Annotated in this window: 33 protein-coding genes and 1 pseudogene; 16 read left to right on the top strand and 18 right to left on the bottom strand. The window is 59.8% G+C overall.

The genetic code is table 11. The features are described 5' to 3' along the window. Positions 1–60 precede the first annotated feature (60 nt). The 4 genes from C9E81_RS01915 to C9E81_RS01900 are packed head-to-tail and all read right to left on the bottom strand — an operon-like array spanning position 61 to position 2,408. Complete coding sequence (locus C9E81_RS01915; protein ID WP_122110621.1) at positions 61–522, bottom strand: DoxX family protein; 462 nt, start codon at positions 520–522, stop codon at positions 61–63. Beyond that, positions 519–1,241: an HvfC/BufC N-terminal domain-containing protein gene (locus tag C9E81_RS01910; RefSeq protein WP_122110620.1), complete on the bottom strand. Its 723-nt coding sequence runs from the start codon at positions 1,239–1,241 to the stop codon at positions 519–521. The genes C9E81_RS01915 and C9E81_RS01910 overlap by 4 nt, the downstream gene beginning before the upstream one ends. Beyond that, positions 1,225–2,067: an MNIO family bufferin maturase gene (bufB, locus tag C9E81_RS01905; RefSeq protein ID WP_122110619.1), complete on the bottom strand. Its 843-nt coding sequence runs from the start codon at positions 2,065–2,067 to the stop codon at positions 1,225–1,227. Before bufB ends, C9E81_RS01910 begins: the two co-directional genes overlap by 17 nt. Positions 2,068–2,123: 56 nt before the next feature. Next, positions 2,124–2,408 (bottom strand): BufA1 family periplasmic bufferin-type metallophore, encoded by a 285-nt coding sequence (locus C9E81_RS01900; protein WP_122110618.1) that lies wholly within the window; start codon positions 2,406–2,408, stop codon positions 2,124–2,126. Positions 2,409–2,564: 156 nt separating this feature from the next. Here C9E81_RS01900 and C9E81_RS01895 point away from each other — a divergent pair, with 156 nt between their 5' ends. Both C9E81_RS01895 and C9E81_RS01890 read left to right on the top strand, forming a co-directional pair. Further along, entirely contained in the window at positions 2,565–3,128 is a 564-nt protein-coding gene (locus tag C9E81_RS01895) for a sigma-70 family RNA polymerase sigma factor (RefSeq protein ID WP_122110617.1), read from the top strand. After that, entirely contained in the window at positions 3,125–3,760 is a 636-nt protein-coding gene (locus C9E81_RS01890; protein WP_166461789.1) for an NrsF family protein, read from the top strand. Before C9E81_RS01895 ends, C9E81_RS01890 begins: the two co-directional genes overlap by 4 nt. Positions 3,761–3,807: 47 nt before the next feature. Here the strand turns inward: C9E81_RS01890 and ilvC are convergent, their stop codons facing one another. After that, positions 3,808–4,854, bottom strand: coding sequence for a ketol-acid reductoisomerase (ilvC, locus tag C9E81_RS01885; protein ID WP_279432699.1), 1,047 nt, complete (start codon positions 4,852–4,854; stop codon positions 3,808–3,810). A 105-nt stretch (positions 4,855–4,959) separates the two neighbouring features. Here ilvC and C9E81_RS01880 point away from each other — a divergent pair, with 105 nt between their 5' ends. Together C9E81_RS01880 and C9E81_RS01875 are read left to right on the top strand one after the other, a co-directional pair. After that, positions 4,960–5,415 (top strand): Lrp/AsnC family transcriptional regulator, encoded by a 456-nt coding sequence (locus C9E81_RS01880; RefSeq protein WP_122110614.1) that lies wholly within the window; start codon positions 4,960–4,962, stop codon positions 5,413–5,415. Continuing rightward, positions 5,412–5,885 (top strand): Lrp/AsnC family transcriptional regulator, encoded by a 474-nt coding sequence (locus C9E81_RS01875; RefSeq protein WP_122110613.1) that lies wholly within the window; start codon positions 5,412–5,414, stop codon positions 5,883–5,885. Before C9E81_RS01880 ends, C9E81_RS01875 begins: the two co-directional genes overlap by 4 nt. Positions 5,886–6,312: 427 nt before the next feature. On the opposite strand, the gene C9E81_RS01870 is transcribed toward C9E81_RS01875, so the two are convergent. The 7 genes and pseudogenes from C9E81_RS01870 to C9E81_RS01840 all read right to left on the bottom strand — a co-directional run bounded on the left by C9E81_RS01870 (position 6,313) and on the right by C9E81_RS01840 (position 10,303). Next, on the bottom strand, positions 6,313–7,314 hold the full coding sequence (locus tag C9E81_RS01870; RefSeq protein WP_147457547.1) for a tyrosine-type recombinase/integrase: 1,002 nt from the start codon (positions 7,312–7,314) through the stop codon (positions 6,313–6,315). 181 nt (positions 7,315–7,495) lie between these two features. Then, positions 7,496–8,209, bottom strand: coding sequence for a hypothetical protein (locus C9E81_RS01865; RefSeq protein ID WP_122110611.1), 714 nt, complete (start codon positions 8,207–8,209; stop codon positions 7,496–7,498). Continuing rightward, positions 8,206–8,424, bottom strand: coding sequence for a hypothetical protein (locus C9E81_RS01860; protein WP_122110610.1), 219 nt, complete (start codon positions 8,422–8,424; stop codon positions 8,206–8,208). The genes C9E81_RS01865 and C9E81_RS01860 overlap by 4 nt, the downstream gene beginning before the upstream one ends. A 13-nt stretch (positions 8,425–8,437) precedes the next feature. Beyond that, positions 8,438–9,196: a DNA methyltransferase gene (locus C9E81_RS01855; RefSeq protein ID WP_341802626.1), complete on the bottom strand. Its 759-nt coding sequence runs from the start codon at positions 9,194–9,196 to the stop codon at positions 8,438–8,440. A gap of 10 nt (positions 9,197–9,206) precedes the next feature. Then, a pseudogene (locus C9E81_RS23630) lies at positions 9,207–9,605 on the bottom strand (DNA cytosine methyltransferase); the annotation flags it as partial. Between the two features lie 231 nt (positions 9,606–9,836). Further along, the gene (locus C9E81_RS01845) at positions 9,837–10,031 is read right to left on the bottom strand and encodes a hypothetical protein (protein WP_122110609.1); all 195 of its coding nucleotides are present in this window, start codon (positions 10,029–10,031) and stop codon (positions 9,837–9,839) included. After that, on the bottom strand, positions 10,028–10,303 hold the full coding sequence (locus tag C9E81_RS01840; RefSeq protein WP_122110608.1) for a hypothetical protein: 276 nt from the start codon (positions 10,301–10,303) through the stop codon (positions 10,028–10,030). Before C9E81_RS01840 ends, C9E81_RS01845 begins: the two co-directional genes overlap by 4 nt. A gap of 338 nt (positions 10,304–10,641) precedes the next feature. On the opposite strand from C9E81_RS01840, the gene C9E81_RS01835 reads away from it, so the two are divergent. Next, entirely contained in the window at positions 10,642–11,154 is a 513-nt protein-coding gene (locus C9E81_RS01835) for a hypothetical protein (protein WP_122110607.1), read from the top strand. A 20-nt stretch (positions 11,155–11,174) separates the two neighbouring features. On the opposite strand, the gene C9E81_RS23505 is transcribed toward C9E81_RS01835, so the two are convergent. From C9E81_RS23505 to C9E81_RS01825, 3 genes are all read right to left on the bottom strand, one after another. Continuing rightward, positions 11,175–11,309 (bottom strand): hypothetical protein, encoded by a 135-nt coding sequence (locus C9E81_RS23505; protein WP_279432695.1) that lies wholly within the window; start codon positions 11,307–11,309, stop codon positions 11,175–11,177. Beyond that, positions 11,306–11,584: a hypothetical protein gene (locus C9E81_RS01830; protein WP_122110606.1), complete on the bottom strand. Its 279-nt coding sequence runs from the start codon at positions 11,582–11,584 to the stop codon at positions 11,306–11,308. The genes C9E81_RS23505 and C9E81_RS01830 overlap by 4 nt, the downstream gene beginning before the upstream one ends. 273 nt (positions 11,585–11,857) lie before the next feature. Further along, positions 11,858–12,313 carry a helix-turn-helix domain-containing protein gene (locus tag C9E81_RS01825; RefSeq protein WP_147457546.1) on the bottom strand — a complete coding sequence of 152 codons (456 nt, stop codon included), beginning with the start codon at positions 12,311–12,313 and terminating at the stop codon, positions 11,858–11,860. Between the two features lie 252 nt (positions 12,314–12,565). On the opposite strand from C9E81_RS01825, the gene C9E81_RS01820 reads away from it, so the two are divergent. Genes C9E81_RS01820 through C9E81_RS01815 form a run of 3 tightly spaced genes read left to right on the top strand, consistent with a single transcriptional unit; the run spans position 12,566 to position 13,295 of the window. Then, complete coding sequence (locus C9E81_RS01820) at positions 12,566–12,880, top strand: hypothetical protein (protein WP_341802625.1); 315 nt, start codon at positions 12,566–12,568, stop codon at positions 12,878–12,880. Continuing rightward, complete coding sequence (locus C9E81_RS22810) at positions 12,877–13,017, top strand: hypothetical protein (protein ID WP_166461788.1); 141 nt, start codon at positions 12,877–12,879, stop codon at positions 13,015–13,017. Before C9E81_RS01820 ends, C9E81_RS22810 begins: the two co-directional genes overlap by 4 nt. After that, entirely contained in the window at positions 13,017–13,295 is a 279-nt protein-coding gene (locus C9E81_RS01815) for a hypothetical protein (RefSeq protein WP_122110603.1), read from the top strand. The genes C9E81_RS22810 and C9E81_RS01815 overlap by 1 nt, the downstream gene beginning before the upstream one ends. 13 nt (positions 13,296–13,308) lie before the next feature. Here the strand turns inward: C9E81_RS01815 and C9E81_RS01810 are convergent, their stop codons facing one another. Next, the gene (locus tag C9E81_RS01810) at positions 13,309–13,569 is read right to left on the bottom strand and encodes a BrnA antitoxin family protein (RefSeq protein WP_122110602.1); all 261 of its coding nucleotides are present in this window, start codon (positions 13,567–13,569) and stop codon (positions 13,309–13,311) included. Then, on the bottom strand, positions 13,562–13,771 hold the full coding sequence (locus tag C9E81_RS23625) for a BrnT family toxin (RefSeq protein WP_425010601.1): 210 nt from the start codon (positions 13,769–13,771) through the stop codon (positions 13,562–13,564). Before C9E81_RS23625 ends, C9E81_RS01810 begins: the two co-directional genes overlap by 8 nt. A gap of 179 nt (positions 13,772–13,950) precedes the next feature. On the opposite strand from C9E81_RS23625, the gene C9E81_RS01800 reads away from it, so the two are divergent. The 3 genes from C9E81_RS01800 to C9E81_RS01790 all read left to right on the top strand — a co-directional run bounded on the left by C9E81_RS01800 (position 13,951) and on the right by C9E81_RS01790 (position 16,015). Next, positions 13,951–14,577 (top strand): hypothetical protein, encoded by a 627-nt coding sequence (locus tag C9E81_RS01800; protein ID WP_122110600.1) that lies wholly within the window; start codon positions 13,951–13,953, stop codon positions 14,575–14,577. A 186-nt stretch (positions 14,578–14,763) separates the two neighbouring features. Then, positions 14,764–15,366, top strand: a complete 603-nt coding sequence (locus tag C9E81_RS01795; RefSeq protein ID WP_147457545.1) for a hypothetical protein — start codon at positions 14,764–14,766, stop codon at positions 15,364–15,366. After that, on the top strand, positions 15,323–16,015 hold the full coding sequence (locus C9E81_RS01790) for a hypothetical protein (RefSeq protein ID WP_122110598.1): 693 nt from the start codon (positions 15,323–15,325) through the stop codon (positions 16,013–16,015). The genes C9E81_RS01795 and C9E81_RS01790 overlap by 44 nt, the downstream gene beginning before the upstream one ends. A 390-nt stretch (positions 16,016–16,405) precedes the next feature. Here the strand turns inward: C9E81_RS01790 and C9E81_RS22635 are convergent, their stop codons facing one another. After that, positions 16,406–17,227, bottom strand: a complete 822-nt coding sequence (locus C9E81_RS22635; protein ID WP_147457544.1) for a hypothetical protein — start codon at positions 17,225–17,227, stop codon at positions 16,406–16,408. A 282-nt stretch (positions 17,228–17,509) separates the two neighbouring features. On the opposite strand from C9E81_RS22635, the gene C9E81_RS01785 reads away from it, so the two are divergent. The 5 genes from C9E81_RS01785 (at position 17,510) to C9E81_RS01760 (ending at position 22,683) form a co-directional block, all read left to right on the top strand. Then, a complete protein-coding gene (locus C9E81_RS01785) occupies positions 17,510–18,454 on the top strand; it encodes a Hint domain-containing protein (RefSeq protein ID WP_122110597.1) in 945 nt (314 codons plus the stop codon). Between the two features lie 237 nt (positions 18,455–18,691). Further along, positions 18,692–19,039, top strand: a complete 348-nt coding sequence (locus C9E81_RS01775) for an HNH endonuclease signature motif containing protein (protein WP_122110595.1) — start codon at positions 18,692–18,694, stop codon at positions 19,037–19,039. 122 nt (positions 19,040–19,161) lie between these two features. Further along, a complete protein-coding gene (locus C9E81_RS01770; RefSeq protein ID WP_122110594.1) occupies positions 19,162–19,638 on the top strand; it encodes a P27 family phage terminase small subunit in 477 nt (158 codons plus the stop codon). Next, positions 19,622–21,448 carry a terminase large subunit gene (locus C9E81_RS01765; protein ID WP_122110593.1) on the top strand — a complete coding sequence of 609 codons (1,827 nt, stop codon included), beginning with the start codon at positions 19,622–19,624 and terminating at the stop codon, positions 21,446–21,448. The genes C9E81_RS01770 and C9E81_RS01765 overlap by 17 nt, the downstream gene beginning before the upstream one ends. Beyond that, the gene (locus C9E81_RS01760; protein WP_122110592.1) at positions 21,445–22,683 is read left to right on the top strand and encodes a phage portal protein; all 1,239 of its coding nucleotides are present in this window, start codon (positions 21,445–21,447) and stop codon (positions 22,681–22,683) included. Before C9E81_RS01765 ends, C9E81_RS01760 begins: the two co-directional genes overlap by 4 nt.

Here is a 22,683-nt window from a genome sequence, read left to right as displayed (position 1 = left end):
GCCCGTTAGGGCTGGGCTCCCCCGAGGTATTTTGGCAAAGAAGAAGCCGATCCGGGTTCATCATGGGCGATTTTCGAGACCGAGTGCCGCATCAAGCGACCACGCGCCGGGGCCGCGGGAGATCAGGATCAGGAAACATACCGCCCATAGCCCGTGGGTCTGCCATGCGGAGGGGTAGACGAAGATCTGGATGACCGCGGTCATTCCCAGCAATGCCAATGCCGAAAAGCGGGTCATCAGGCCCATGGCCAGCAGGACGGGAAAGACATGTTCGGCGGTGGCGGCGAGGCGCGCGGCGATTTCGGGAGGAATCACCGGCAGGGCGTATTCGTTCTCGAACAGGAACAGGGCCGAAGGTTTCAGCGTCAGTCCCTCGACCTTGGTGCGCCCGCTGTTCCAGAAGATGATTGCCGGAAACAACCGCGCGGCAAATGCGACCAGGCTGTAGGGCAGGTGGTCGCCGAGCGCGTTCAACCGTCCCACCAGCCGAGATGGGGGCGAAACTTTCGGAATCCTGGTCATCTCGTCATTTCCTCTTCGCAGATCAGTTTTTCGCGTAGTAACAAGGACAGCATCGCGACCGGGTCGGTGATTTCCGCCGCCTTGACCAGCGATCCGGTCTCCAACAGGCCGGTGATGAAACCGGCGTCGTCCGCGCCGATCCTTATGGTTGCGACCGAAAAATCGCTGCGCCGCCAGATCAGGGCGCTTTCCGGGCCATTGACCTTGATGCGGCCGTTCTGGCCGGGCTGATTGGCTTGCCAGATACTGACGGCGGGATGATCCAGGCGCAGCAGGGCGAGTGACGGATGCAGATGCAGAACGTCGCGTTCGGCCAGGGTGGCGGGATCGATGGGCTGCGCATCGGCTGCGTGATAGGCAAGGCCGCGCGCCCATTCGATGCTGGCAATATCGGGCAGGTAGGGCAGGGCGGCGACCTGTGGAAAATCCCGGAGGAACCCAGGCATCGCGCCACCCCATTCCTGCAGGACCGGAGAGCGGGGAGGGTGTTTCGAGATGAATTCCCGCGCGAGAGCCGTGAAGAACTCTGCCCCCACCAGCCGCTGAATGACCGGGAAGCGCCGGGCAAGCGCCTGCTTCAGGCTGTGCGCGACATTGTTGCGGTAGACGGCGAAGCGGCGGGCGGCTTCTTCCGCGTCGGTATAATTCAACCCTATCCGACCGGGACCGGTGGTCAGCGCATTGCGAAAATCGTCAGTGAAATCACTGAGCGGCTGCATGTTGCCTCCGATCCGCCAGCATGGAGCTGGCACGGTCGGCCTCTGCCTTGAGCACCGGCCATTCCGGGATGTCGTTGTCCCATTCGACCAGCGTCGGTAGCGGGCCGGCCCGGTCCAGCACTTGGCCGTACAGCGCCCAGACCGGTTCGGCCACCTCGCGGCCATGAGCATCGATCAGCAGCGGGCCGGAGGGGAGTTCCTCTTCGTCATGGCCGCCAAGATGGATCTCGCCCACCAATTCCAGGGGAAAGCCGCCGAGCCAATCCAGCGGATCGCTGCGGTGGTTGGTGCAACTGACAAAGACATTGTTCACATCGAGCAGAAGCCCGCAGCCGGTGCGGCGGGCGATCATGGCCATGAATTCCGTTTCGGGAATGGTGCTGTCGGCAAAGGTCACGTAGGTGGCAGGGTTTTCGAGCAGCATTCGGCGCCTCAGCACCTCCTGAACATGATCGACATGTTCGCAGACCCGGTTCAGGGTCTCGGGCGTATAGGGCAGCGGCAGCAGGTCGTTCAGATACTCGTTGCCGTGGCTGGACCATGCCAGGTGCTCGGAAAAACTGTCGGGTTGATAGCGGTCGCACAGCGCCTTGACGCGTGCGAGATGGCCAGGGTCCAGCGATGACCCGCCGATCGACAGCCCGACGCCATGGATGGAGATCGCATAATCCTGCCGCAACGCCGCCAGCATGGCGTGGGGAGCCCCGCCTGCTCCCATGAAGTTCTCGGCATGGATCTCGAAGAACCCCAGGTCGGGGCAGGTTGCGCGGATCGCCTTGAAATGCTGCGGTTTGAAGCCGACGCCGGCTTGCGGGGGCAGTGCCATCGGATCACCTCATGCTTGCTGCGGGCGCGGGGCGGGGCATTGCCCGCCCCGTACGATCAGGATTCAATCGGTTCGAGCGAGCCGTTATGGCCGGCAGGCGTCTCGATCTCGGTGCAGGTGCCGGCGGGAACCAGTTTCCAGGCATTGCCTTGGTAGTCCTTGGTCGACGTGCCGGCGCAGGTCGTTCCCGGACCTGCAGCGCAATCGTTTTCACCCGCCAGCGCGACACCGTAGCATTTCTCCATATCGCCCTTCTCGGCTTTTTTTGCGTCATCTGCATATGCCACGGCACCCGACAGGCTGATGGCGGTGGCGATCGCCGTTGCGAGTTTCGGATTCATTGAACTCTCCTTTGGTTGGACCGGACGGCGTCGCCGCCCTGAAAGACCATTCGCGATGCATCCGGAGATCGTTACCCCGATCACGGACAGGTGAAGATTGTCATTTTCCGGCGTCGCGGTGTAACGATGTGGGGCCACAACACGTAGGGTCGATTGATGCGGGATGGTAAAGGCGCGCCGAAAGCGCAGTCCGATTGGTCAGATATGATGCGATCGGCACTACGTGGCGATGCCGCCGCCTATAAACGCCTGCTGACTGAGATGGCGCCGGTGCTGCGCGGGATTGTCCGGGCGCGCGCCTCCGGCATGGATCTGGATTGGTGTGAGGATGTGGTGCAGGACAGCTTGATGGCTATTCATCTCAAGCGCGGAACATGGGATCCGGGGCAGCCCTTGCGGCCATGGGTCTATGCCATTGTGCGCCACAAGATCGTGGATGCCTTTCGCCGCAAGGGACGCGCGGTGCATGTCCCGGTGGATGAGTTCATCGACCAGTTCGAGGCGGAACCCGGCACCGATCCACTGGAGAACCGCGACGCGGAGACACTGATCGACCGCCTGCCCGAACGTGATGCGGCGCTCTTGCGTTGCCTGGCGCTGGAAGAGCGCGGCAGCGAGGAATGCGGCCGCCGGCTCGGGCTGGCTCCGGGAGCGTTGCGCGTGGCATTGCATCGCGCGCTCAAGCGGCTGGCGGTGATCCGGAAGGAGGAAGGGTTATGAAAACGGATCAGTTGATAGCCATTCTTGCGGGCGACACTGTGCTGCCGCGTCGGGTCGTGCCGCGTATCTTCGGGTTTACCGCTGCGGGGCTTGTTCTGCCCGCTGCGATGGCATTGGCGATTCTGGGGGTGCGGGGCGATCTGATGCAGGCGATGGCGGCACCGGTCACGATGATGAAATGGCTGCTGCCTCTTGGCGTTGCCCTTCCCGCATTTGTGGCCGCGGCAAGGCTTACCCGGCCCCAGACCCGCAGGGTGCCGATGCTCTGGATCGCGCTTGTGGCCGGGATCGCCGCGGTGACGTGGCTGCTGCTGTCGGTGATCACCACTCCTGCCCCGGAACTGTGGCCCGGCGTGATTGGCAGTTCCCGGCAGGCTTGCCTGACTTCGATCATTTCGATCTCGGCACTGCCGCTGGCATTGGCCATCCGGGTGATGCGGGACGGTGCAAGCCCCGCGCCCATGCATTGCGGTGCCTGCATAGGCCTGGCGGTCGGGGGATTGTCCGCAGCCATCTACGCGCTGCACTGCACCGAGGATGCGCCGCTGTTTTTCCTGACCTGGTATGGGCTCGGGATACTCATCGTTACCGGGATCGGGGCAGTCGCGGGACACTACCTGCTGCGCTGGTAGGATTGGGCATAAAAAAAGGGGGCCGTGAGGCCCCCTTTCCATGACGGTCAGTTGCGGCTGCGATCGACCATCTTGCCCTTGCTGATCCAGGGCATCATCTCGCGCAGCTTGGCGCCGACCTGTTCGATCTGGTGTTCGTCATTGATACGGCGCGTGGCCTTGAACATCGGCTGCCCGACGGCGTTCTCCTGCATGAAGTCGCGCACGAAACGGCCGGTCTGGATATCGGTGAGAACATCCTTCATGCGTTTCTTGGTTTCTTCGTAGGGGAGGATACGCGGGCCGCTGACATATTCGCCGTATTCGGCAGTATTCGAGATCGAGTAGTTCATGTTGGCAATGCCGCCTTCATAGATCAGGTCCACGATCAGCTTCACCTCGTGCAGGCACTCGAAATAGGCCATCTCGGGCTCGTAGCCCGCCTCGACGAGAGTCTCGAAGCCCATGCGGATCAGCTCGACCAGACCGCCGCAAAGCACCGCCTGCTCGCCGAACAGGTCGGTTTCGCATTCCTCGCGGAAATTGGTCTCGATGATACCCGAGCGTCCGCCCCCGATGGCTGAGCAATAGGACAGGCCCAGATCCATCGCCTTGCCCGAGGCATCGTTATGCACGGCGACAAGGCAGGGGACGCCGCCGCCCTTGACATATTCGCCGCGGACGGTGTGGCCGGGGCCTTTCGGGGCCATCATGATGACATCGACACCCGGCTTGGGTTCGATCAGGCCGAAATGCACGTTCAGGCCATGGGCGAATGCGATGGCCGCGCCTTCACGCAGATTGTCATGGACGTATTTCCTGTAGGTTTCGGCCTGCAGTTCGTCCGGCATGGTGAACATGATCAGGTCGCACCAGGCGGCGGCCTCGGCAATGCCCATCACCTTCAACCCCTCCGCCTCGGCCTTGGCGGTCGAGGGACTGCCCTCGCGCAGCGCGATGACCACGTTTTTGGCCCCGCTGTCGCGCAGGTTCAGCGCATGGGCGTGGCCCTGGCTGCCATAGCCGAGGATCGCCACCTTCTTGTCCTTGATCAGGTTCACATCGCAATCGCGGTCGTAGTAAACGCGCATGGTCCAAGTCCTTTCCTGTCTGATGGCGGTGTTGTAGTCCTTATATGCTGCCGGGGATGTTCATTTTTCGCGAATTATGCGAATATTGATAAATATTCATGCCTGAAAGATGGAAGTTTGATAAAATTCATGCCTGATGCGACGGATCGGCGCATATTGCGCCAGCTTCTCGCCGATCCTGACGCCTCCAATTCCGCGCTGGCGGACCGGGCGGGGGTGACTACTGCCAGTCTTTGGCGACGCGTGGAGCGCATGCGCGCAGCGGGCGTGATCTCTGCGATACGGAGCCGCATCGACTGGCGGGCCCTGGGGTGGGAGGTCGAGGTGAGCCTGCGCTTCACGCTGGACAAGACCAATCCCCGCGCGCTGGACGAATTCATCGCGGCGGCGCGCGAGGTGCCCGAAGTGACCGAGATCCAGACATTTCTGGGGAGTGTCGATCTGCGCCTGTCGGTGATCGCGCGCGACATGGCGCACTGGCAGCAGGTTTACCGGGACCGGATCCTGACATTGCCGCATGTATCCGACAGCGATGCGCTGATGCTGGTATCCACCATCAAGGACAGCGCGGAGCTGACGCTGTGAGCGGACTGGATTCGATCGATCTGGCGATTCTGCGGCTTCTGGCGGAAGACGCGACCAGAAGCGCGGCCGAGATCGGTCGGTCGATCGGCATCGGGCAATCGGCAGCCTGGCGGCGGATTCGCAAGCTGGGAGAATCCGGTGTGCTGGCAGGACGGCGGGTGGTCGTGGATAACGCCGCCCTGGGCTTCGGCGTAACCGTGTTTCTGGGGATACGCCTTGCGGCGAAGGGGCGCGTCTCGCTGGAAGATTTCGAGCGTGCGGTAACGGCGATTCCCGAAGTGCAGACGGTGCAGCATGTGCTGGGACAATTCGATTACCGCCTGCGCATCACCGCCCGCGACATCAGCGATTTCGAGCGCATCCTGCGCCGGCGGATCATGACCTTGCCCGGAGTGGGGCAGGTCGAGGCGAATGTCATGCTGTCGGAAGAGCGGCTGCCGGGGCCCTTGGGGGCACTCGCAGGACGCTGACCCTCTTTCGGCGAGGCCCCGCCTGAAAAGAAGCGAGGATGCTGGCGCATGTGTCCTGCCGGGCAGCTGTTTCTGCCTCTCGGCAATCTGCCTCGCTTCGGGGCCGGGTCTCCCGGCAGGCCATGATTTGCCGGCAGAGAAAAACCCGCGCCCGATATGGCATACCGCCCTATCGAACGCGGGTTACAGGGAGGAAACATATGACCACACTCGCTACGCAGCAACGGTAACAGGCTTATGTTTCGATGTATTTCACGGATTCGCGATGAGCGAAAAGAGGCCAGAGCAGCATTAGGATGATCAGCTTTCCGACGCACCAAAGCTGTCGAGGTCATATCACAGGATTCCATATGGTGACCCCGACAGGATTCGAACCTGTAACCTGCCCCTTAGGAGGGTATTGATCGATCTGCTTAATACATTGTAATTATTTTGTTTTCAGGCCATTGGCGGGAACCTGTGCCAATTTTTTGCCTTCGAAGGCCGAGGCCACACGTCGCCCCGGATCATCGCTGTGGACATAGGTTTCCATGAAAAGGGCGGCTGATTTCCATCCGCCGGCGTCCATCGCATCCTTGATCCCCACCCCGAGGCGCATAGCGTTCGTCGCGAAAGAATGGCGACCTGCAGAGTGAGGCGATCGGTATTCGATCTGCGCCCGTTTGCAGACCTTGCGCATGCGATGGTTGATTGAGGTCGGATGCGAATATCCGAATACCTTCTTGCCGTCCGCGATCTCCAGCGAAGCCATGCGGGCCACGAGTTCGGCGGTCAGATATCTCGGATGCCACTCGGCTGTCTTCGTCTTCGCCAGCACCACGGCGGCATTTGGCAGGTCGACATGCTCCCCCATCAAATTCGCTGCCTCAGACGCCCTTGCCCCCGTCTGGTTCATGAAGAGGACAGCGGCGGCCAGATGTGGCAGGTTGTCTTTGTCGCACTGATCGAGGAAGGCATCCAACCAGGTCCGATCGACCGGTTTGTGTTTTCGCGACTTCGGCACCGGAAATAGTTTCACGCTGATCGGACCACACCAGCCGCGTTCATGGGCATGGTTGATCACCGATCTGGCAGGGGTAATGCCCTGACGGTTTCGTGTTGCGGGATTGTCGAAGAGCTCGATCGCCATCTGACGGATATCGCCGGGCTTGATCGAGGCGACTGCACGGCCTTTGAAGTGTTTGAGTATCGGTGGCAGGAACCTACCTTCTCCGCCCTGCTCAAGGTAACTGACAGCTGCTTCCTCGAATGTCCTTACGGCCTCTTCGCCATAGGTATGACGTTTCCAGAGCCGCGCTTCGTATTGCGCCCGGAGTTCTTCGGCTTGCCCCTTGTCGCCAGTTCCAAGGCTTTTTCGAATGCGTTGGCCGCCAATGGTTCCGGTGGCGTACCACGTTCCGCCTCGCTTTTTGAGCTGCAATCCTGACACTTAAACGCCTCCCTCAGCTGACGGATATGTTCGGGGTAGAAGACTAACTTGCGGCCCCGCCGTTCGTAATAGGGCCATTGCTTCAGACGATCTGTCAACGTCCGCGAACAAATGCCGAGGGCTCGGGCCGCTTGATGGCGATCGAGAGGCTCATCGGCCCATGAGGGTAGCGACCGTCCCATCAGAACATCACCTCCTGCCTTGCATCGATCCGATCCATCCATCGGAAATCGGGGTAAAGCTGTGCCTGGTCGCGCCCGCGCGGATCGCGCCTATCCCAGATGAACCACGCGTTTCGCTGTGGCGGGCTGCCCTCGCCGGTGAAATCCAGCTTCCAGCGCATCAGGTAGCAGTAGCTGAACGGATGCGTGTCCAGCAGCTCGCCAAGGCCATTGGCCCGAGCCGCAGGCCAGTCCCATGACAGCAGCAATGCGAGGTAGTCCCAGCCCTGCATGTCCAATGTATGGCGTAGCCAGCGGCCCTTGCCGTCACGGGCATTGATCTCGCAATAGGGCGGATTGGTGATGATCCCACGGGCCGGGCTGGCCTGATAGCTGTAGAAATCCGCAATCCAGCTCTTCGGGCAGCCGCGGTCGATCAGATCGGAAGCCAGGCAGCCAACGCCCATAGCGCGGATCTCGCGGACCAGGGCGCCATCGCCGCAGGCCGGTTCCCATATCACCCCGCAATCTCGAATCCGCTCGCCGTCATAGGCAAGCAACGCCCGGATCGCCTCGGGCTGGCCGGTTGGATAGAAATCCTCGTCGCGGCGCTGATCGGCCTGAGGGCGGCGCTGCTCGGGCAGATCGGCGAACATCGACCTTGCGTCGGCGGGCCTCGATGCCTTGCCGCTGATGGCCCGGAACAGGGGCTTGGTGGATGGGGCGCGGGTCATTGCGCTGCCCTCGCCTTGATTCCCGTGAGCGCCTCGGCCGCAAGCGTCAGTTCCGTGAGTTCTGCGGCGAGGTCACCGGGATGACGGCCGGCTTTTAGCCCCGCAATCAATGCGGCAAACAGCAAAACCGCTGCGGCGGTGTCTGCGCAGTCGCCGCATTGGGCGATGGTTTGATCCGCAATGAACAGCGAACCCGGGCATTGATGATCGGTCACGCCAACCTCTCCCTCATATCAACACCATCTGCGTCTCGACCGGCGTCTCCGCCGGGGGCTCCCAAATCCAGGGGCCGGAGACCGTGGGCAGCCGCGAGAGTGCGCCACGCATATCCCGCTGCCAGCGGATGAACGCCGTTTCCGAGGCCGCGCAGAGCGCGTGACCTTCCGGCCAGCCCATCAGCCATTCGACAAAGAGCGGATTGAGCCGCCGCGCCGCCCGGCCCCGCAAGAGCCGCCGCCAGGTCGCCCGCCCATGACAGACAATCACGTAGGCTCGCAGCCGGCGCGAGATACGGAGACGTTCCGAGAATGTCGGCCCACCGATCGACATCGGCAGGTCCGGGCGGGTGAAGGCTTGCTCGGCCCGATGGTCCAGAAGGTCCAGCCGGGTTTTTCCATTGACCCGGATCATGCTCGCGGGGCTGCTGCCCTTGTGATCCCGGCTGGCGGGCGTTGGCCATTGCGCTGCCTGCGCCGGCAACGGCATCCCGCCCGCTCCGAAACTCTGGCCAGGCCCGCCTTTCGCGCCGTCCGATCCCCTCGGAATGCCCCATAGACCCCGCGCCAGTTCCTCGGCCTTCCGGCTGAAATCCGAGTTGCCCGCCGCATTGTTGCCGTTCTGCGCCGGAGTGCCCGCCATCGGCGTGGGCCAGTTCCGGACTGCTTCCTGAAGGTCCGGTCCGCCCGCGCCGCGCGCTTCCCGATTGCAGTTCGCACCGCCGGTCATTGCCTTGGCGGTGGGCCACGATGAAGACGCGGAGGCGCTCATGCGTCGTGCCTGTTTCGCCCGCCGAGAAGAGGCCAGCCGCAGGCGTGAAGCCCATGTGCCATATTCTTCGCAGCACGGTTTCAAGACCGAGGCTGACATGACCTGCGACGTTCTCGAAAAACAGCCACTCGGGGTCGATCTCTCCGACGATCCGCTCGATATCGGGCCAGAGATGCCGCTCGTCACCCTCGCCACGACGCTGGCCGGCGGCGCTGAACGGCTGGCAGGGATAGCCCGCAAGGATCGTGTCGATATGCCCGCGCCAACCATCGCCGACGAAGCTGCGCAGGTTGTCCCACACCGGGGCCGGCCGGAAAGATCGGGCGCGCCGTCTGCTTGCGGCGGTCGATCCGGTTCTCGAAGGTCCGGCGCCATGTTCGGCAAGACCGGGCAGATTTCCACCCACCATTCCAGCGACAAGCGCGGCCTGGGCGTCGGGATCGAGCTCAACAAAGCAGCGGGTGTGAAAACCCGGCTCGGCAAGCTGCAATCCGAGATCGAGCCCGCCGTATCCGGCGCAGAGGCTGAGGCCGTTTCGGGGCCGCCCGGGATATATGCCCATGTCATGTATAGCCATCTTACGCCGTCGGCCAGATAACAACGCGATAGATTGCCCGGACCAGAAAGTTGCACTCGGCGGTCATGCCTGATTGCCCTCCGCCTCAACTGCCCGCCCGATCTCCGTCGCCAGCTGCTCGATCTGGTCGTCGGTGGCATCGGAGCCCAGCAGCTTCATCGCGGCAGCGGTGCGACCCATGTCGCCCGTGTAGCCCTGGCGGACCTGAAAGGCGTATGCCCCGCGCAATTGTTCGCGGGTGAAGGTCCTAACGCTCATCTCAGCACCCACATAGCCAGCGCGCCGCCTGCGAAACACGCGAACATGCCAATGGCAATATAGACCAGATCGCGGCGTCCGAGGGTTTGGAGAGGCGAGGGTGGTTCCTCGCCCCCGACGGCAGGCAGATCGATCGGCAGCGGAGCATCAGGCGCTTTGCTCTGCTGGATAGCCTTGATCAACTCGGCGAGTTTCTGATCACAATGTTCCGGCAACTCGCCGCGCCGAAGGCCTTGGATGAATTCAAGGAAATTGAGCTCGTGCCGCGTCATGGGCAATCCTTTCAGACTAAAGAAGAAATGCGGCGGATGCACGGCAGAGCCGCCAGTTGCCCGAGCGCCGCGATCTGACATGCGGGAGGCTGCGCGGGGAAAATCGGCCGGAATGGCTTCAAAGTGTCCGTGGAAAGGAACAGCCTTTCAGAAAAATTGGCTGCCGCCCCGGCGCCGCGCCCACCACGGGCGCGGATCCGAAATACAAGATGTCGTGCTTCACCAAACGTGTGGGGCAAGGTATATTGGCAGCACCGGAAAGTGTTACCCGCACTTCCCGGTGCCTTCATCACCTTATGGAACACGCACAAGGAGACGATTTGAATGGGAGTGATCAGATGGGCGAGCGCACCGAAGCCGAGCAGTCCCGGCTCGAAACCGAACCCGGGCGGGGGCACCAAGGGCCAACCACCAATTATCCAACCGCCCCAAAAGTAGACCCTACATTCAAACTGCTGTTTTCGGCGCTGTATCACGATATGGCCGAAACCACGCTGATGCGGTGGCACCGTCTTTTGACGATGCTGAACCTGCTTCTCGGTTCTGGCGCGGCAGCGGCCATTGGAGCCAGGCATCCAAATTGGGCGCTTTGGATGGGCCTTGCCGTGGCGCTTATCGGATCGCTGCAGCTGGTTTGGGACTTTGGCAAGGTTGCGCGAGATCACGCGGTTCTGCGGCAGCGCTATTACGACCTCATGGCCGATTTTCAACGAGGGAAGAGTGCGAAAGAAGTCGAGGCCTGCATGACCGCACTTTACGGTGCGGAGCCGCCGATTATCGAGCGCCTGCGAAAGCGCGCCCACAATAAGGCTGGACGGTCTCTGTACGGCGGCAAATTCAATCGCATCTGAGATGAATTGCGCGCTCATCGTCACCAGCCCATCGCCTGGCGCAGCGCCATGCCGCCCCACCGGATCAGCAACGCCATGAAGGTCGGGGCCGTGAGTAGGAACATGATGAACAGAACGGCTTGGGCGGCGCGGAGGGCGATCAATTCGAGGATCATGGCTGATCCTCCGCGTCATCGAGGCGGAAGCTCAGACTGGCGACCTCGGACAGGTTGATCACAAAACCGAGGCCGCCATCTGCTGTAACACGGAGAGAGCCGGTGAAACTCCCGGCGTCATGAACTTCATCGAAGACCCGATTGGCAGCGGCGAATGCTACCCCCGGAAAGCATTCAGGTTCACCGTCGCGATACCGGACAATGAGCGTGCCGCGCCTTGCCGGCGTGTTGACAGGCTCGGTCCGGGCAAGGGTGTCAATAGGAGAGAATGACATGACAATGGCCCCATCGGGTTACGATGAAGCTAAATGTGCGATTATCGCAATTAAAGGTCAAGAAGAAATAATGCGATTATCGCATTCAATGTGCATCATGCCATGAAATGGCAGCGCCGATAGTTGCAGATTCCGCACTCATAGGGTTGCGCTATCGGCGAATAGTTGCCTAATGTTCTTGTTATGTTCTATAGAGTGAGGGGCGCATGACGGGAGATTTGCCGGAAAAATCCCGACGCTTAGCCGCAGAAGTTGAGCGAGCTATCCTGAGTCTTAGTCCGAATCAGATTGCTTGTCTCGCGAACTGCTTTCTGATGGCTGAACAAGAGATGGGGTCTCCAGAAGTTCATTCAGTTGCCTTTGTAAAAGCCGTTTTCCGTCACTATTCAACTTGCTCGCCCCGCGAAGAAGCGTCTCCAAATCCTGGTCCAGATTGTCGTGTGTCACGATCCGCGCATTGAAGAATGATAGCACTTTTGGAATTTCATCTTGCTGAATTTCCCTGGTGCCGCTCATGATTTTTGACATCTTGTTCGGGTCGATGCCGAGGTGGTCCGCAAGGCGCGCCTGTGCGCCGCGCCCCATACGTGCCAGCCGTACTTTGATCCAATGGCGGTCAATGTTCTCCATACATGCGTTTGTTGCGGATTTCGCAATCACTGTATATCGATGAAAATCGAAACAATCTGACTTGACAATTAGTGCGATTATCGCATCTTTTAGAGTCATGTTGGAACCTGCTCACTCCATAATCAAACTTTGCGGTGGCTTCGCTGCCGTATCTGGCATGACCGGTCGAAGCGAGATTCGCGTACGTCGTTGGACGTACCCGAAGGATCGAGGTGGGACTGGGGGGCTTATCCCAGCGGACTGCCAGCAGATGATCATGTCTGCAGCGCGCGAACGCGGCATACCTCTGTCCCCCGAGCATTTTTTCCCCGATTTCGAGATTTCGCCTCCCAAAACCTCCGAGGACGCCGCATGACCAAACACGCCGCGTCCCCGTTTGCCGATCCATCTCCAGTTTCATCATCGCAAGTGAAACATGGAGACTTTCCGATGAAAAATCCTGCCGAAAATCCACGAAGGTGGTTTCGCAACATGCTTTGGCGCGCGTTTCCGTCACCATCCGAGCATGATCTCACCGTCAAGGCGGCTGGCGTCCTCGATGTATCGCAACGCCAGGTGAAGAACTGGCTTCGCGAAGAACATGACGCTTCGCTGCGCTACGTCATGGCCGTTCTCGCCATCGCCGGCGCCGAAATCGTCTTTGGCAAGATCGAGGGGCGGAGATGAGCAAGCTTCTCAATTATCTGCTTTACCGGTTCTACAGGGCGCGGTCTGTCCGCGCCCTCAACCTGCATCACCGGTTCAAGTCGACGGCGGAAAAATTCTTCCGGCGCGGCGGGTTCGATTGGGATGAGAGAGAATGATGAGATCCGATCACGGATATCCGCATATCGAGACGGATAGCTGCCGGGCGCTGTGGTGCAACGTGCTCTCGACCGCATGGGAGGATGCCCTGCATCCGTCGGTCAGTGCGCGGCCATGGGATATTGCGCATGCACGCAACTGGTTCGGCAGCCGGGATTTCCGGCTGGTCTGTGCGGCGGCCGGCATTGATGCCGATCAGGTACTGATGAAGTTCCGGCAGGCCGTGGCAGAGGGCGATCATCGCGCGACCCTGATCCGCAAGAGGATCGCGGCATGAGTGTAAGCGCCGACTACAGCCCCAATGCCTCGCGCAATGCGGCATTCATGCGGGTTTGCCAGCCGCGGCCGCCTGCGCGCAAATGTTCGAGGACGTCATTGTCCAGCTTAACAGTGACCTGCGACTTGTTCGACCCTGCAGGGCGGCCACGCCGGATAACCTTCGCATCAGGCGACGCCTCCCAGGTGTCGGGATCGTCGGCAATTGCCCGACGGATTTCCTCGTCCTCTTCGGGGGTGTTGTCCGGAATGATCAGTGGTGCTTTCTTACCCATGGCTGAACTCCTTTCTCCAAAGGTTAATTTCGGTATTGGTGGCGCGGCGCAGCGAGATGATCCGCAGCACGGCGCCATGGCGTTCGGTTACGACAACAGCAAAGAGCCTGTTTCCGATGGGGCCGGCCCAAAGTTCCCGCTCTTCGAAGTCAATGGTCTGCGTCTCCAGAAGCGCGGCAAAGTCCCAGTCAAAACCGGCCATTTCGTTGAAGTCGATGCCGTGTTTCTGGCGGTTCGCAGTGTTTTTCTCGTCATCCCACGCATATCGCATCGATGGGTCACATCCTCTTTTCGCAGAATTAAAGTAGTGACTTTAATTCGTCGCTTCAAGAATAAAAGTAACTTCTTTTATTTCTGTGAACGGCGAGTAAAGGCGGCGACATGACGCAGGTACATCTCGCCGCTGTCGATGATCTGGACGAATATCCGCTGACCGCCGAGGTGCGCCTGGATGGCCATTACTTCATGGCTTGGGAGCGCCGGCGCTGGCTGAACTGCGATATGCGCCTGAAAGGCACGGCTGAATGCCGGGCGCTGTATTTCGACCTGATCAATATCAGCTATGACCAGTCACCGGTGGGCACGCTGCCGACCGATCACGCGGTCCTGGCGAAGATGCTGTTCATCGATCGCGATCATTTCTCGCAGCTCTGCCGGCTGGAGTTCGGTCCGCTACATAAATGGCGACGGGTCAGATGCGGCGATGAGGTCCGGCTCATGCATCCGATGGTGCTGCGATCGCTGACCGAGGCGATCTCGCGCAAAGAGGATCACCGGGCGCGGAGCGACGCGGCCAGTGCCGCGAAACGTCTGCTGCGCCTGCGATCGTCGCTCGCAGGCTACCAGGCGGAATTGGCACAGAACGATGCTGCAGTTCGCTGGATTGATGAATGGTTGGTGAAAGAAGGCTGTGAATATAGGTCAGCAAGCTGGATCGAGCGCGGTATCGCCCGGTGGTCCGATCATATGCTGGACCTGACCATGACGCGAAATCGAGCGCGCGGCTGAGATATATCCGAACTGTCCCGACATTGTCCGAAAGACAGTCTGAGACAGTCCGAAGACACTTCAAGACTGTCTCGTTCGATAGAGACAGGGACAAAGACATAGACAGGGACAGCGGCGTTGTCGCGACACTGGCATCGCCGCGCTTGTGGATAAGTCGGAAGGGCTGAGAAAGGAGGGATGATTGCGATGTCGGGTGTGACGGCGGAAGCGAGGGCGCGGGTTGATGCGCTGCTGTTCGAGCCCTTGGCGGGCCTGTCGCGCAAGCGCGGCGTGAGCGCCGAGGCGCATGACAAGAGCCTGGGCCGGTTGCGCGGCTGGCTTGGCTACATGTCGGATGACAATCTGCGCGCCATGCGAGATCTTATCGCCCGGCACGCGGTAAAGGGCATCTGGCCCGAGGAGGGCCTGATCCGGCACTGGGCGATGACCCTGCAATGCCCGCCGCCGCGTGACTGTGCCTATGCGCGCAGCCTGATCAAATCGGCCATGGGGCGTCAGGCGATGGCGGAGGGCTGGGCAGTGGAGCTGTTCCAGATCGCCAAGAAGCTTGGTCCGCCACCGGGCAAATACATCATCTCCCGGCTCAGGCAGGAGGCCGATGGCAACCGGCACAAGCGCCGGGTGATCCGTGAGAATATCGAGGCCGGGCGGGCCACGCCCGAGGAAAGGCGCTGGCTGGAAGGCTGGCATGCCGAACTGGCCGAGATCGAGGCTATTCAATCCGCCGTGGAAGAAGGGACAGGCCATGACAGTGATCAATCCGGTAGCGGGTGCGGTGCGGCTGCATGAGGAACGTGACCGGCTGGAAAGGATTATGACCCGGGCGGCTCCGGCCGAGGGTTGTGGCCCGGCCATCCCGGTGGCTCCGGCGCGCGGGCCCGCGCGCAGCGTCACCCCGCATGTCATGATGCCTGACCCGAAGGACAGGAGCGGCTGGAAGGTTGAGGAAACCGGCTGGCGCGGGTTCAAGGCGGCGCAGGCCATGGATATCTTCGACACGCTGGCGCTCAAGGCGGCGAAACGGAACGAGACCCCGCCCTTCACCAAGGGGCAGGTGAACGTGGCACGGCTCTATCGCGATCTTGTTGAACGACATGACGCCGGCGGGATGAAACTGGCCAGCATGGAGGGCCGGGCCGAGTCCGGATCGGGGCAGGGCAGGGATTTCATGGATGCCTTCATTGTCGAAGGCGAGGCGATCCGGCGGATGCGGCGGGCAATCGGCAACGGTGTGGCGATGCAGGTCCGCCGGGTCCGACCGTCGGCACGGGGTGGAAAATCGGCGCGTAATATCCGGGATCGTGACCTTGTCGATGCGATCTGCCTTCAGGGGAAGTCGTTTCGTCAGGTGTTGCAGGCGCATGGGTGGGCGGGGGATGGAAAACACGTCAAGCGATTGGTCGATGCTCTTGCGAATGTGTTGGATCGCATGCGGTGATCCGGATATCGATGTCTTTCTGGTGCGTAGCTTTAGGTTTGATCTGCCTGGCAGCTGGCGCACAATGAAGGCACTCCTGGCATTGGAAAAATCGAGAATATGACGGCTGCAATGGTGCCACATTGCAGCCGTCGCCTCGGTGCTAACGAGGAGCAATCTAGGAGAATCGTTTGATTGCGTAGCTGTACAGGCGCAGGAATGCTCGTCTGCGTCATCACCAAACATGATGAAGAAGCTGCAGTTGAGGGGTATTAGAGTAATAATAGCGTCAGGCCGGCGGGCATCTATCATAGCAGCAGTCCAGAACCCTAAATGACGTCTGGACAGCTCCACATGTCATGCGTGTGGGAATGCCTGAAAAGGAAAAAAGCAAAGCTCGCCTGAACGCAGCTATGCAGGCGGTTCGGTCAGAATGGTTAATCGGTTCTCTTTGTTTCTGGAAAGAAAAACAAGACGAAATCCAACTAAAAAATCCAAATTTGATATTCTCTTTATTTCAATTTTTTCTCTTATCCTGCGAGATTGTGTTCTGAGTGTGGAAATGCTTTTGTGACTGTCGCGCGCAATGTCTTCAAGCAAGTGCCCGCTTATAAGCTTGCATAACAGCGTTGCTTCTGCCGTGGTAATTTTTTCCCCGTGAAATTCTCGTTCAATGAATTTTATAATTGCGTTGATGCTGAACATAACAATCTCCCCGGATGCGGGGTATTTTCCTGGCAGCATTGTCCAGAGAATATTGCTTCCAAAGTAAAATGGATAAGGCAGTTTCCTGAAACTGCCAAGACATTCTTTCGCAAAAACTCTGTAATGATGAGGGATGGTATTAAAAAATTCAGATTCGAAACCATCTGCAGTGAATTTCAAAACTGGAGAGATCGTTCCGGATATTTCAATCGCAGAAGATGAAGCAAAACCCTGTAAACTTCTTTCGGATTGAGTCCTGTTCGGGAGCGGAGGAGCTTGGGTAAAAGTGGTGAAATCGAAAAAGACTGTTCTCATGCTGTTTATTTGAGGGAAATCTGGCGCAAAGATTGAAGCTCTAAGTAATGATGAAATGTGTGCTGGACGGCTAACTACCCGGATGTCGTCACTGATGTCATCATCAAAAAAGATGATGTAATCGCGCTCATATTTTGCACTGCAGAGTTCATTTTTAAGTCGATGAAATTTAATGATAATATTAAACCATAACAAATTCAGTCGGTTGCGCATAGGTAATCGTACCTAGAATACTTTACTGACTTCATCATAAGCTCGACCTTCTTTCTGGGTGTGCTGCAGTCCGTGAGCCGGACATTTTTCATCATGCTTGGCGATGACAGGGGAGGAGAACTCAGGCTTTTTCACCCTCGAATCTTCTGCGAGTTAATTAAAGATTTCGGAGATGTGGATCGACCCTGTCGAGCAATGTGGCGGAGATTCTTTTCAACTAAACTGCCGTAAATATCTCAAGCAGTGAGATGTTTGGCATGTAGAAAAAGGTCATCGTGAATAATGACGATTTATGCATACAAAACGTACGTGGTAGACGGAGTTGTACAGTCAACTTCGGAGCTGGTTCCTATTTCCGGTGTGGATGCCGATGGTGATAATCAGATTACGCAAGAAGAATGGGCTGCATATCTGGAAGCCTCTAATGGTCATACACAGGGCTCGGGATCTGATGGTTTGCTTTACGATGGAGCGGGTGATGGCAACACAGGCGAAGGCTACCTGTACTCCTCTACCGCGTATGAGCAAGGGGATGATATCAGCGACGTCATGGCGGCCTTGCAGCAGAACTATCCACCTGTAAGTCTTGAGAGTATTGGTGTCGTGTGTTTTGTGCGCGGGACAGTGATTGAGACCAGAGAAGGTCCGGTTCCGGTAGAGAACCTGCAAGTCGGTACTTCTGTCCTGACGAAGGATAACGGTTATCAGTCGATCCGTTGGATCGGCACTCGAAGGTTGTTTGTTGGTGACCTGATGAATGATCCTCGACTGAAGCCAATACGCATCCGGGCTGGTGCGCTCGGTGACAATAAGCCATCGACGGATCTCCTGGTCTCGCCTCAGCATCGTGTCCTGGTACGTTCCAGGATCGCGCAACAAATGTTCGGGACCCTCGAAGTCCTCGTTGCCGCAAAACAACTTCTCTGCCTGGAGGGCGTTGATATCTTGGACGATGTCGAGGAAGTGGAATATATACATTTTCTGTTCGACCGCCACGAGATAGTTTGTTCGAACGGCGCGGAGACCGAAAGTCTGTATACCGGGCCTGAGGCACTAAAAACTGTCGGGAAGGCAGCGCTGGAAGAGATTTTTGATATCTTTCCGCAACTGCGTGACCGCAATCCGGCCGATCTTCCTGCGGCTGTTCGTCCCCTTGTCTCAGGGAGAATGGGACGAGAACTAGCGGCACGGCATGTTCGGAACAACTGCGCGATGATTGGCGCTTAAGGTGCTGTATTAAAAGGTTCAATCTTAATGATTGAGAAGGGCAGCCGCTAGGTTGCTCTTCTTGATATGGGTTAGGGGAAGATCGGCGAGGGCGGTGCCCCTGAGTGTTGGGCCGGTAAATCGGAAAAAATACTTCCTTGACGGCTTATCCCGCACGGGCTTATATTTTTTCCTATCATCAAGACGTATGCCCGCAGGGATCATCCCGAGCGGGCATCGTCATTTCCGGGGACAGTCATGTCGCGCTTTGGTCTGTACAAGACGGCGCGCTGGAAACGCTCCCGCCTCGCTCATCTCGCCAGCGAACCGATCTGCCGGTACTGCCGCCAGATGGGGATCGTGAATGACGGCTCACTGACAGCGGCGGGCGAGCGGCAATCGAACCCGAAACGGTGCTTCCTGGTCGTTGACCATATCGTGCCGCATCGCGGTGATCTCACCCTGTTCTGGGATCCGGGCAACTGGCAGACGCTGTGCCCGGATCACCATGACATCGTCAAGCAGCGCGAAGAGCTTCGCGGGTTTTCCAATGCCCGCGGTGCGGATGGCTGGCCGCTCGATCCCGATCACCCGGCCAACCGGTAGGGGGGTATGGGAAAGTCCAGGGGACTGCGGGCTGGGGACCGGTGGCGACAGTTTCTGTGCGCAAAACCGAAATTGAGTTGAAAAAACCCACTGTTCAGAGGGTAAAAGGAGAGCGGAACATCATGGCACGAGGGCGGAGGCCGAATGAACAGGCCATCATCCCGATGCGGGAGGATGGCGATGCCGGGCATAACCTGCAGGCGCGCGCCATCGCCCGCGCTGCCGAGTTACGCCCGGAAGGCATGTCGGGCGAGGTGCGCTGGATCTATGACCGCTTGGCGCCACCGCTCTGCCATCCGGCACGCAACCGGCTCGATGAGGTGAATGTGTTCGCATTCGAACTCCTGTGCGAGACGATTGCCCGCTACAGGCGGCTCAAGCTGGTTCTGGACGAGGATGGCGAAAGCTACGCCACCAAGGGGGGCCGCAACGGGGATCAGCTCCGCTCCCGCCCCGAGGCCGCGCAGGCCAATGTGGTTTGGGGGCAGATACGCGGGATGCTCAATGATTTCGGGATGACGCCGGCGGGCGCGCGGGCGCTCGGTGCCCAGGCACAGCTCGGCTTCAATTTCGGCGACGAGGATGACGATTTCAGCTGAGGCCGCCGACCAGGCGCGTTACGAGGCCGATCCGGTCACGGCCTGGGCGCAGGATGTGGTCGCGGGCAAGATTGTTGCCGGGCCGCATGTCCGGGATGCCGCTGCACGGCATCTGCGCGACCTGGAAGAGGGGCCGGCGCGTGGGCTGGTCTGGGACCTGGCGGCGGCGAAGAAGGTCATCGGCTGGTTCGCGCGGAACCTGCGTCTGAATGGTGGCCAGTTCGAGGGGATTCCCTTCGTGCTGCACCCCAGCCAGGCGTTCCGGGTCGGATCGCTTTTCGGCTGGAAATGGAAGGCGACGGGGTTGCGCCGCTTTCGTCGTTTCTACGACGAAGAAGGCAAGGGCAACGGCAAGAGCCCGATGCTCGGCGGGATCGGCCTTTACCTGATGGTCGCGGATGGCGAGGCGAGGGCCGAGATTTACTCGGCCGCCGCGAAGAAGGACCAGGCGCGGATCCTCTTTCAGGATGCTGTTGCCATGGTCGACCAGTCGCCACGGCTCAGCCGCAAGATTGGCCAGCAGGGCCAGAACCCGGTCTGGCAGCTGACCTACAAGGGCAAGGACGGTGGGACACGGTTCTTCAAGCCGATCGCCAACGAGGCCAAATCGGGCGGTCAATCCGGGCCGCGCCCACATGGCGCCCTGTGCGACGAGGTGCATGAGCATCCGAGCCGCGACACGATCGATATGCTGGAACGCGGCTTCAAGTTCCGCATGCAGCCCTTGCTCTGCATGGCGACGAATAGCGGCTCCGACCGCAAGTCGATCTGCTGGGAGGAGCATCAGCACGCGGTGCGTGTCGCGGCCGGTATCATCGAGGATGACACCAGCTTCGCCTTTGTCTGCTCGCTCGATGAGGGCGATGATTGGGAGAATGATCCTTCCTGCTGGGTGAAGGCCAATCCGCTGCTGGATGTGACGATCAGCACGGAATGGCTGGCGGCACAGGTTGACCAGGCCAGGAAGATGCCCGGCAAGCGCAATGGCATCGCGCGGCTGCATTTCTGCGAGTGGACGCAGGCGCAGACCGCTGCCATCAAGCGCGAGTCCTGGCTTGCCTGCCGGCATGATTTCGACCCCCGCGACATGGTCGAGGCAGGATATCCCTGTTTCGGCGGGTTGGATCTCAGCCAGACGCGGGACTTTTCGGCCCTGACCCTTCTATGGCTGATCGATCCGACACGGGACGCAGAGCGCTTTGCGGCCAGGACCTGGTTCTGGACGCCGAAGGATACGCTTCTCGATCGCGCTGCGACCGATCAGGCACCCTATGATCAATGGGCGCGCGAGGGGCATATCGAGGCGGTCCCGGGGGATCGCCTCAAATACGCCTGGCTGGCCGATGCCATTGCAAGGATCAATGCCGAGTTCTCGCCCCAGGTGATCGGCTGCGACCAATACGGGCTGGAGCGCCTGCAGGAACACCTGACCGATAACGGCATCGTCATTCCGGCCGAGATCCATCCGCAGGGGTTCCAGAAACGGATTCTCGAAAAGGATCCACAGGCCCCGGAAGGTCAGCAGGAAATCTACCTGTGGATGCCGGACAGCATCAACAAGCTGGAGGCGGCCATTTACGAGGAGCGGATCGGGATCAGTTTCAACCCGCTCCTCGACAGCATGGCGGCCAGCGTCGTCTATGCCGAAAACCGGACCGGGCATCGGATGTTCGACAAGCCCAATGCCTTCGGGCGGATCGACGGCATGGTCTCACTGGCCATGGCCACCGGCGTGGCGCTGATGCGCTCGCCCAGGGAAGACAACCAAAAACGGCAGGATTCGTATTTCCGGAGCATGGTGACGGCATGAAGCTTTTGCGCAAGATGTTCGGCTGGTCACGGGACGAGGTCCGCCCGCTTGACCTGCGGAACCATGCCGATTTTCGCGCTCCAGGCACGGGAAACGATGCCGGACCCGCAGTTAGCGCAACGTCCAGTATGGCGCTCGCAGCAGTATGGGGTTGCGTGAATCTGATCTCGGGCACGATCAGTTCGCTGCCCCTGCAGGTTTACCAGCGCGAGGCAGATGGCAATCGGCGACCGCGCCGCAATTTGTCGCTCCATGCTGTGCTGCATGATAGTCCCAACGCGGATCAGACGTCGCTGGATTTCTGGGACTTCATCACGATGTCGATCGAGCTGTGGGGCAATGCCTATGCCCGGATCGAGCGGCTTGGCGGCAAGGTCGTTGCCCTTGTCCCGGTCTGGCCGAACATGATGTCGGTTCGGCGGGAGGCATCCGGCGCGCTACGCTATCGCTGGACCGCCGATCGTCATAGCTTCGACTTGCCCGAAGATGATGTGCTGCATATCCGTGGTCCCGGCGGCGACCCGATGGGCGGCATGTCGACGCTGTCATTTGCGCGGCGCACGTTTTCGCTGGCGATGGCGGCGGATGAATCGGCCTCCGGTTTCTTCCGCAATGGCATGCGGCCATCCGGGATCCTGAAATTCAAGGATTGGCTGTCAGAAGAAAACCGCGAGATCGCCCGGAAATACATGCTGGGCGAGTTCCTGGGCGCGGCCAATTCGGGAAAGCCGTTCATCGCCGAAGGTGGTGTGGAATGGCAGAGCCTGGTGGTTCCGCCAGCCGATGCCCAGATGCTGGAGACGCGCGGGCATTCCGTCGAGGAAATCTGCCGGTTCTTCGGGGTGCCGCCAGTGATGATCCAGCATGGATCCAAAACCACCAGTTGGCCGACCGGGGTGGAGCAACAGGTTCTGCTGTTCCAGAAATTCACCCTGCGCCGCCGTCTCAAGCGGATCGAGCAGGCCTTGTGCAAGCAGTTGCTGAGCCCCGCCGAGCGCCAGGCGGGCATCATGATCGAGTTCAATCTCGAAGGATTGTTGCGCGGTGACAGTGCCGGTCGCGCCGCCTTCTACAAATCGGGGCTGGGCGATGGCTGGCTGACGATCAACGAGGTGCGGGCCAAGGAAAACCTGCCGCCGGTCGATGGTGGCGATGTGCCACGCATCCAAAAACAGAATGTTCCGATTTCCGATCTCGAGGCCCTGATCCAGGGCGGAACAGTCGAAGGGGGCTGA

The organism is Paracoccus alkanivorans, assembly GCF_003697785.1.
GTDB classification, from domain to species: Bacteria; Pseudomonadota; Alphaproteobacteria; order Rhodobacterales; family Rhodobacteraceae; genus Paracoccus; species Paracoccus alkanivorans.
Note: the sequence above shows the minus strand (reverse complement) of the source record. Positions and strands in the feature narration are given on the sequence as shown.

Coding starts and splice junctions, on each gene's coding strand:
- C9E81_RS01900 (WP_122110618.1), bottom strand. CDS start 2,408: ATGAATCCGAAACTCGCAACGGCGATCGCCACCGCCATCAGCCTGTCG.
- C9E81_RS01795 (WP_147457545.1), top strand. CDS start 14,764: ATGTCGGGTGTGACGGCGGAAGCGAGGGCGCGGGTTGATGCGCTGCTG.
- C9E81_RS22635 (WP_147457544.1), bottom strand. CDS start 17,227: ATGCGCAACCGACTGAATTTGTTATGGTTTAATATTATCATTAAATTT.
- C9E81_RS01775 (WP_122110595.1), top strand. CDS start 18,692: ATGTCGCGCTTTGGTCTGTACAAGACGGCGCGCTGGAAACGCTCCCGC.
- C9E81_RS01910 (WP_122110620.1), bottom strand. CDS start 1,241: ATGCAGCCGCTCAGTGATTTCACTGACGATTTTCGCAATGCGCTGACC.
- C9E81_RS01765 (WP_122110593.1), top strand. CDS start 19,622: ATGACGATTTCAGCTGAGGCCGCCGACCAGGCGCGTTACGAGGCCGAT.
- C9E81_RS01895 (WP_122110617.1), top strand. CDS start 2,565: ATGCGGGATGGTAAAGGCGCGCCGAAAGCGCAGTCCGATTGGTCAGAT.
- C9E81_RS01855 (WP_341802626.1), bottom strand. CDS start 9,196: ATGAGCGCCTCCGCGTCTTCATCGTGGCCCACCGCCAAGGCAATGACC.
- C9E81_RS01880 (WP_122110614.1), top strand. CDS start 4,960: ATGCCTGATGCGACGGATCGGCGCATATTGCGCCAGCTTCTCGCCGAT.
- C9E81_RS01915 (WP_122110621.1), bottom strand. CDS start 522: ATGACCAGGATTCCGAAAGTTTCGCCCCCATCTCGGCTGGTGGGACGG.
- C9E81_RS23625 (WP_425010601.1), bottom strand. CDS start 13,771: ATGGCCGGTTTTGACTGGGACTTTGCCGCGCTTCTGGAGACGCAGACC.
- C9E81_RS01830 (WP_122110606.1), bottom strand. CDS start 11,584: ATGTCATTCTCTCCTATTGACACCCTTGCCCGGACCGAGCCTGTCAAC.
- C9E81_RS22810 (WP_166461788.1), top strand. CDS start 12,877: ATGAGCAAGCTTCTCAATTATCTGCTTTACCGGTTCTACAGGGCGCGG.
- C9E81_RS01820 (WP_341802625.1), top strand. CDS start 12,566: ATGACCAAACACGCCGCGTCCCCGTTTGCCGATCCATCTCCAGTTTCA.
- C9E81_RS01840 (WP_122110608.1), bottom strand. CDS start 10,303: ATGACGCGGCACGAGCTCAATTTCCTTGAATTCATCCAAGGCCTTCGG.
- C9E81_RS01770 (WP_122110594.1), top strand. CDS start 19,162: ATGGCACGAGGGCGGAGGCCGAATGAACAGGCCATCATCCCGATGCGG.
- C9E81_RS01790 (WP_122110598.1), top strand. CDS start 15,323: ATGACAGTGATCAATCCGGTAGCGGGTGCGGTGCGGCTGCATGAGGAA.
- C9E81_RS01890 (WP_166461789.1), top strand. CDS start 3,125: ATGAAAACGGATCAGTTGATAGCCATTCTTGCGGGCGACACTGTGCTG.
- C9E81_RS01785 (WP_122110597.1), top strand. CDS start 17,510: ATGACGATTTATGCATACAAAACGTACGTGGTAGACGGAGTTGTACAG.
- C9E81_RS01810 (WP_122110602.1), bottom strand. CDS start 13,569: ATGGGTAAGAAAGCACCACTGATCATTCCGGACAACACCCCCGAAGAG.
- C9E81_RS01760 (WP_122110592.1), top strand. CDS start 21,445: ATGAAGCTTTTGCGCAAGATGTTCGGCTGGTCACGGGACGAGGTCCGC.
- C9E81_RS01865 (WP_122110611.1), bottom strand. CDS start 8,209: ATGACCCGCGCCCCATCCACCAAGCCCCTGTTCCGGGCCATCAGCGGC.
- bufB (WP_122110619.1), bottom strand. CDS start 2,067: ATGGCACTGCCCCCGCAAGCCGGCGTCGGCTTCAAACCGCAGCATTTC.
- C9E81_RS01800 (WP_122110600.1), top strand. CDS start 13,951: ATGACGCAGGTACATCTCGCCGCTGTCGATGATCTGGACGAATATCCG.
- C9E81_RS23505 (WP_279432695.1), bottom strand. CDS start 11,309: ATGATCCTCGAATTGATCGCCCTCCGCGCCGCCCAAGCCGTTCTGTTC.
- C9E81_RS01835 (WP_122110607.1), top strand. CDS start 10,642: ATGGGCGAGCGCACCGAAGCCGAGCAGTCCCGGCTCGAAACCGAACCC.
- C9E81_RS01815 (WP_122110603.1), top strand. CDS start 13,017: ATGAGATCCGATCACGGATATCCGCATATCGAGACGGATAGCTGCCGG.
- C9E81_RS01825 (WP_147457546.1), bottom strand. CDS start 12,313: ATGACTCTAAAAGATGCGATAATCGCACTAATTGTCAAGTCAGATTGT.
- C9E81_RS01845 (WP_122110609.1), bottom strand. CDS start 10,031: ATGAGCGTTAGGACCTTCACCCGCGAACAATTGCGCGGGGCATACGCC.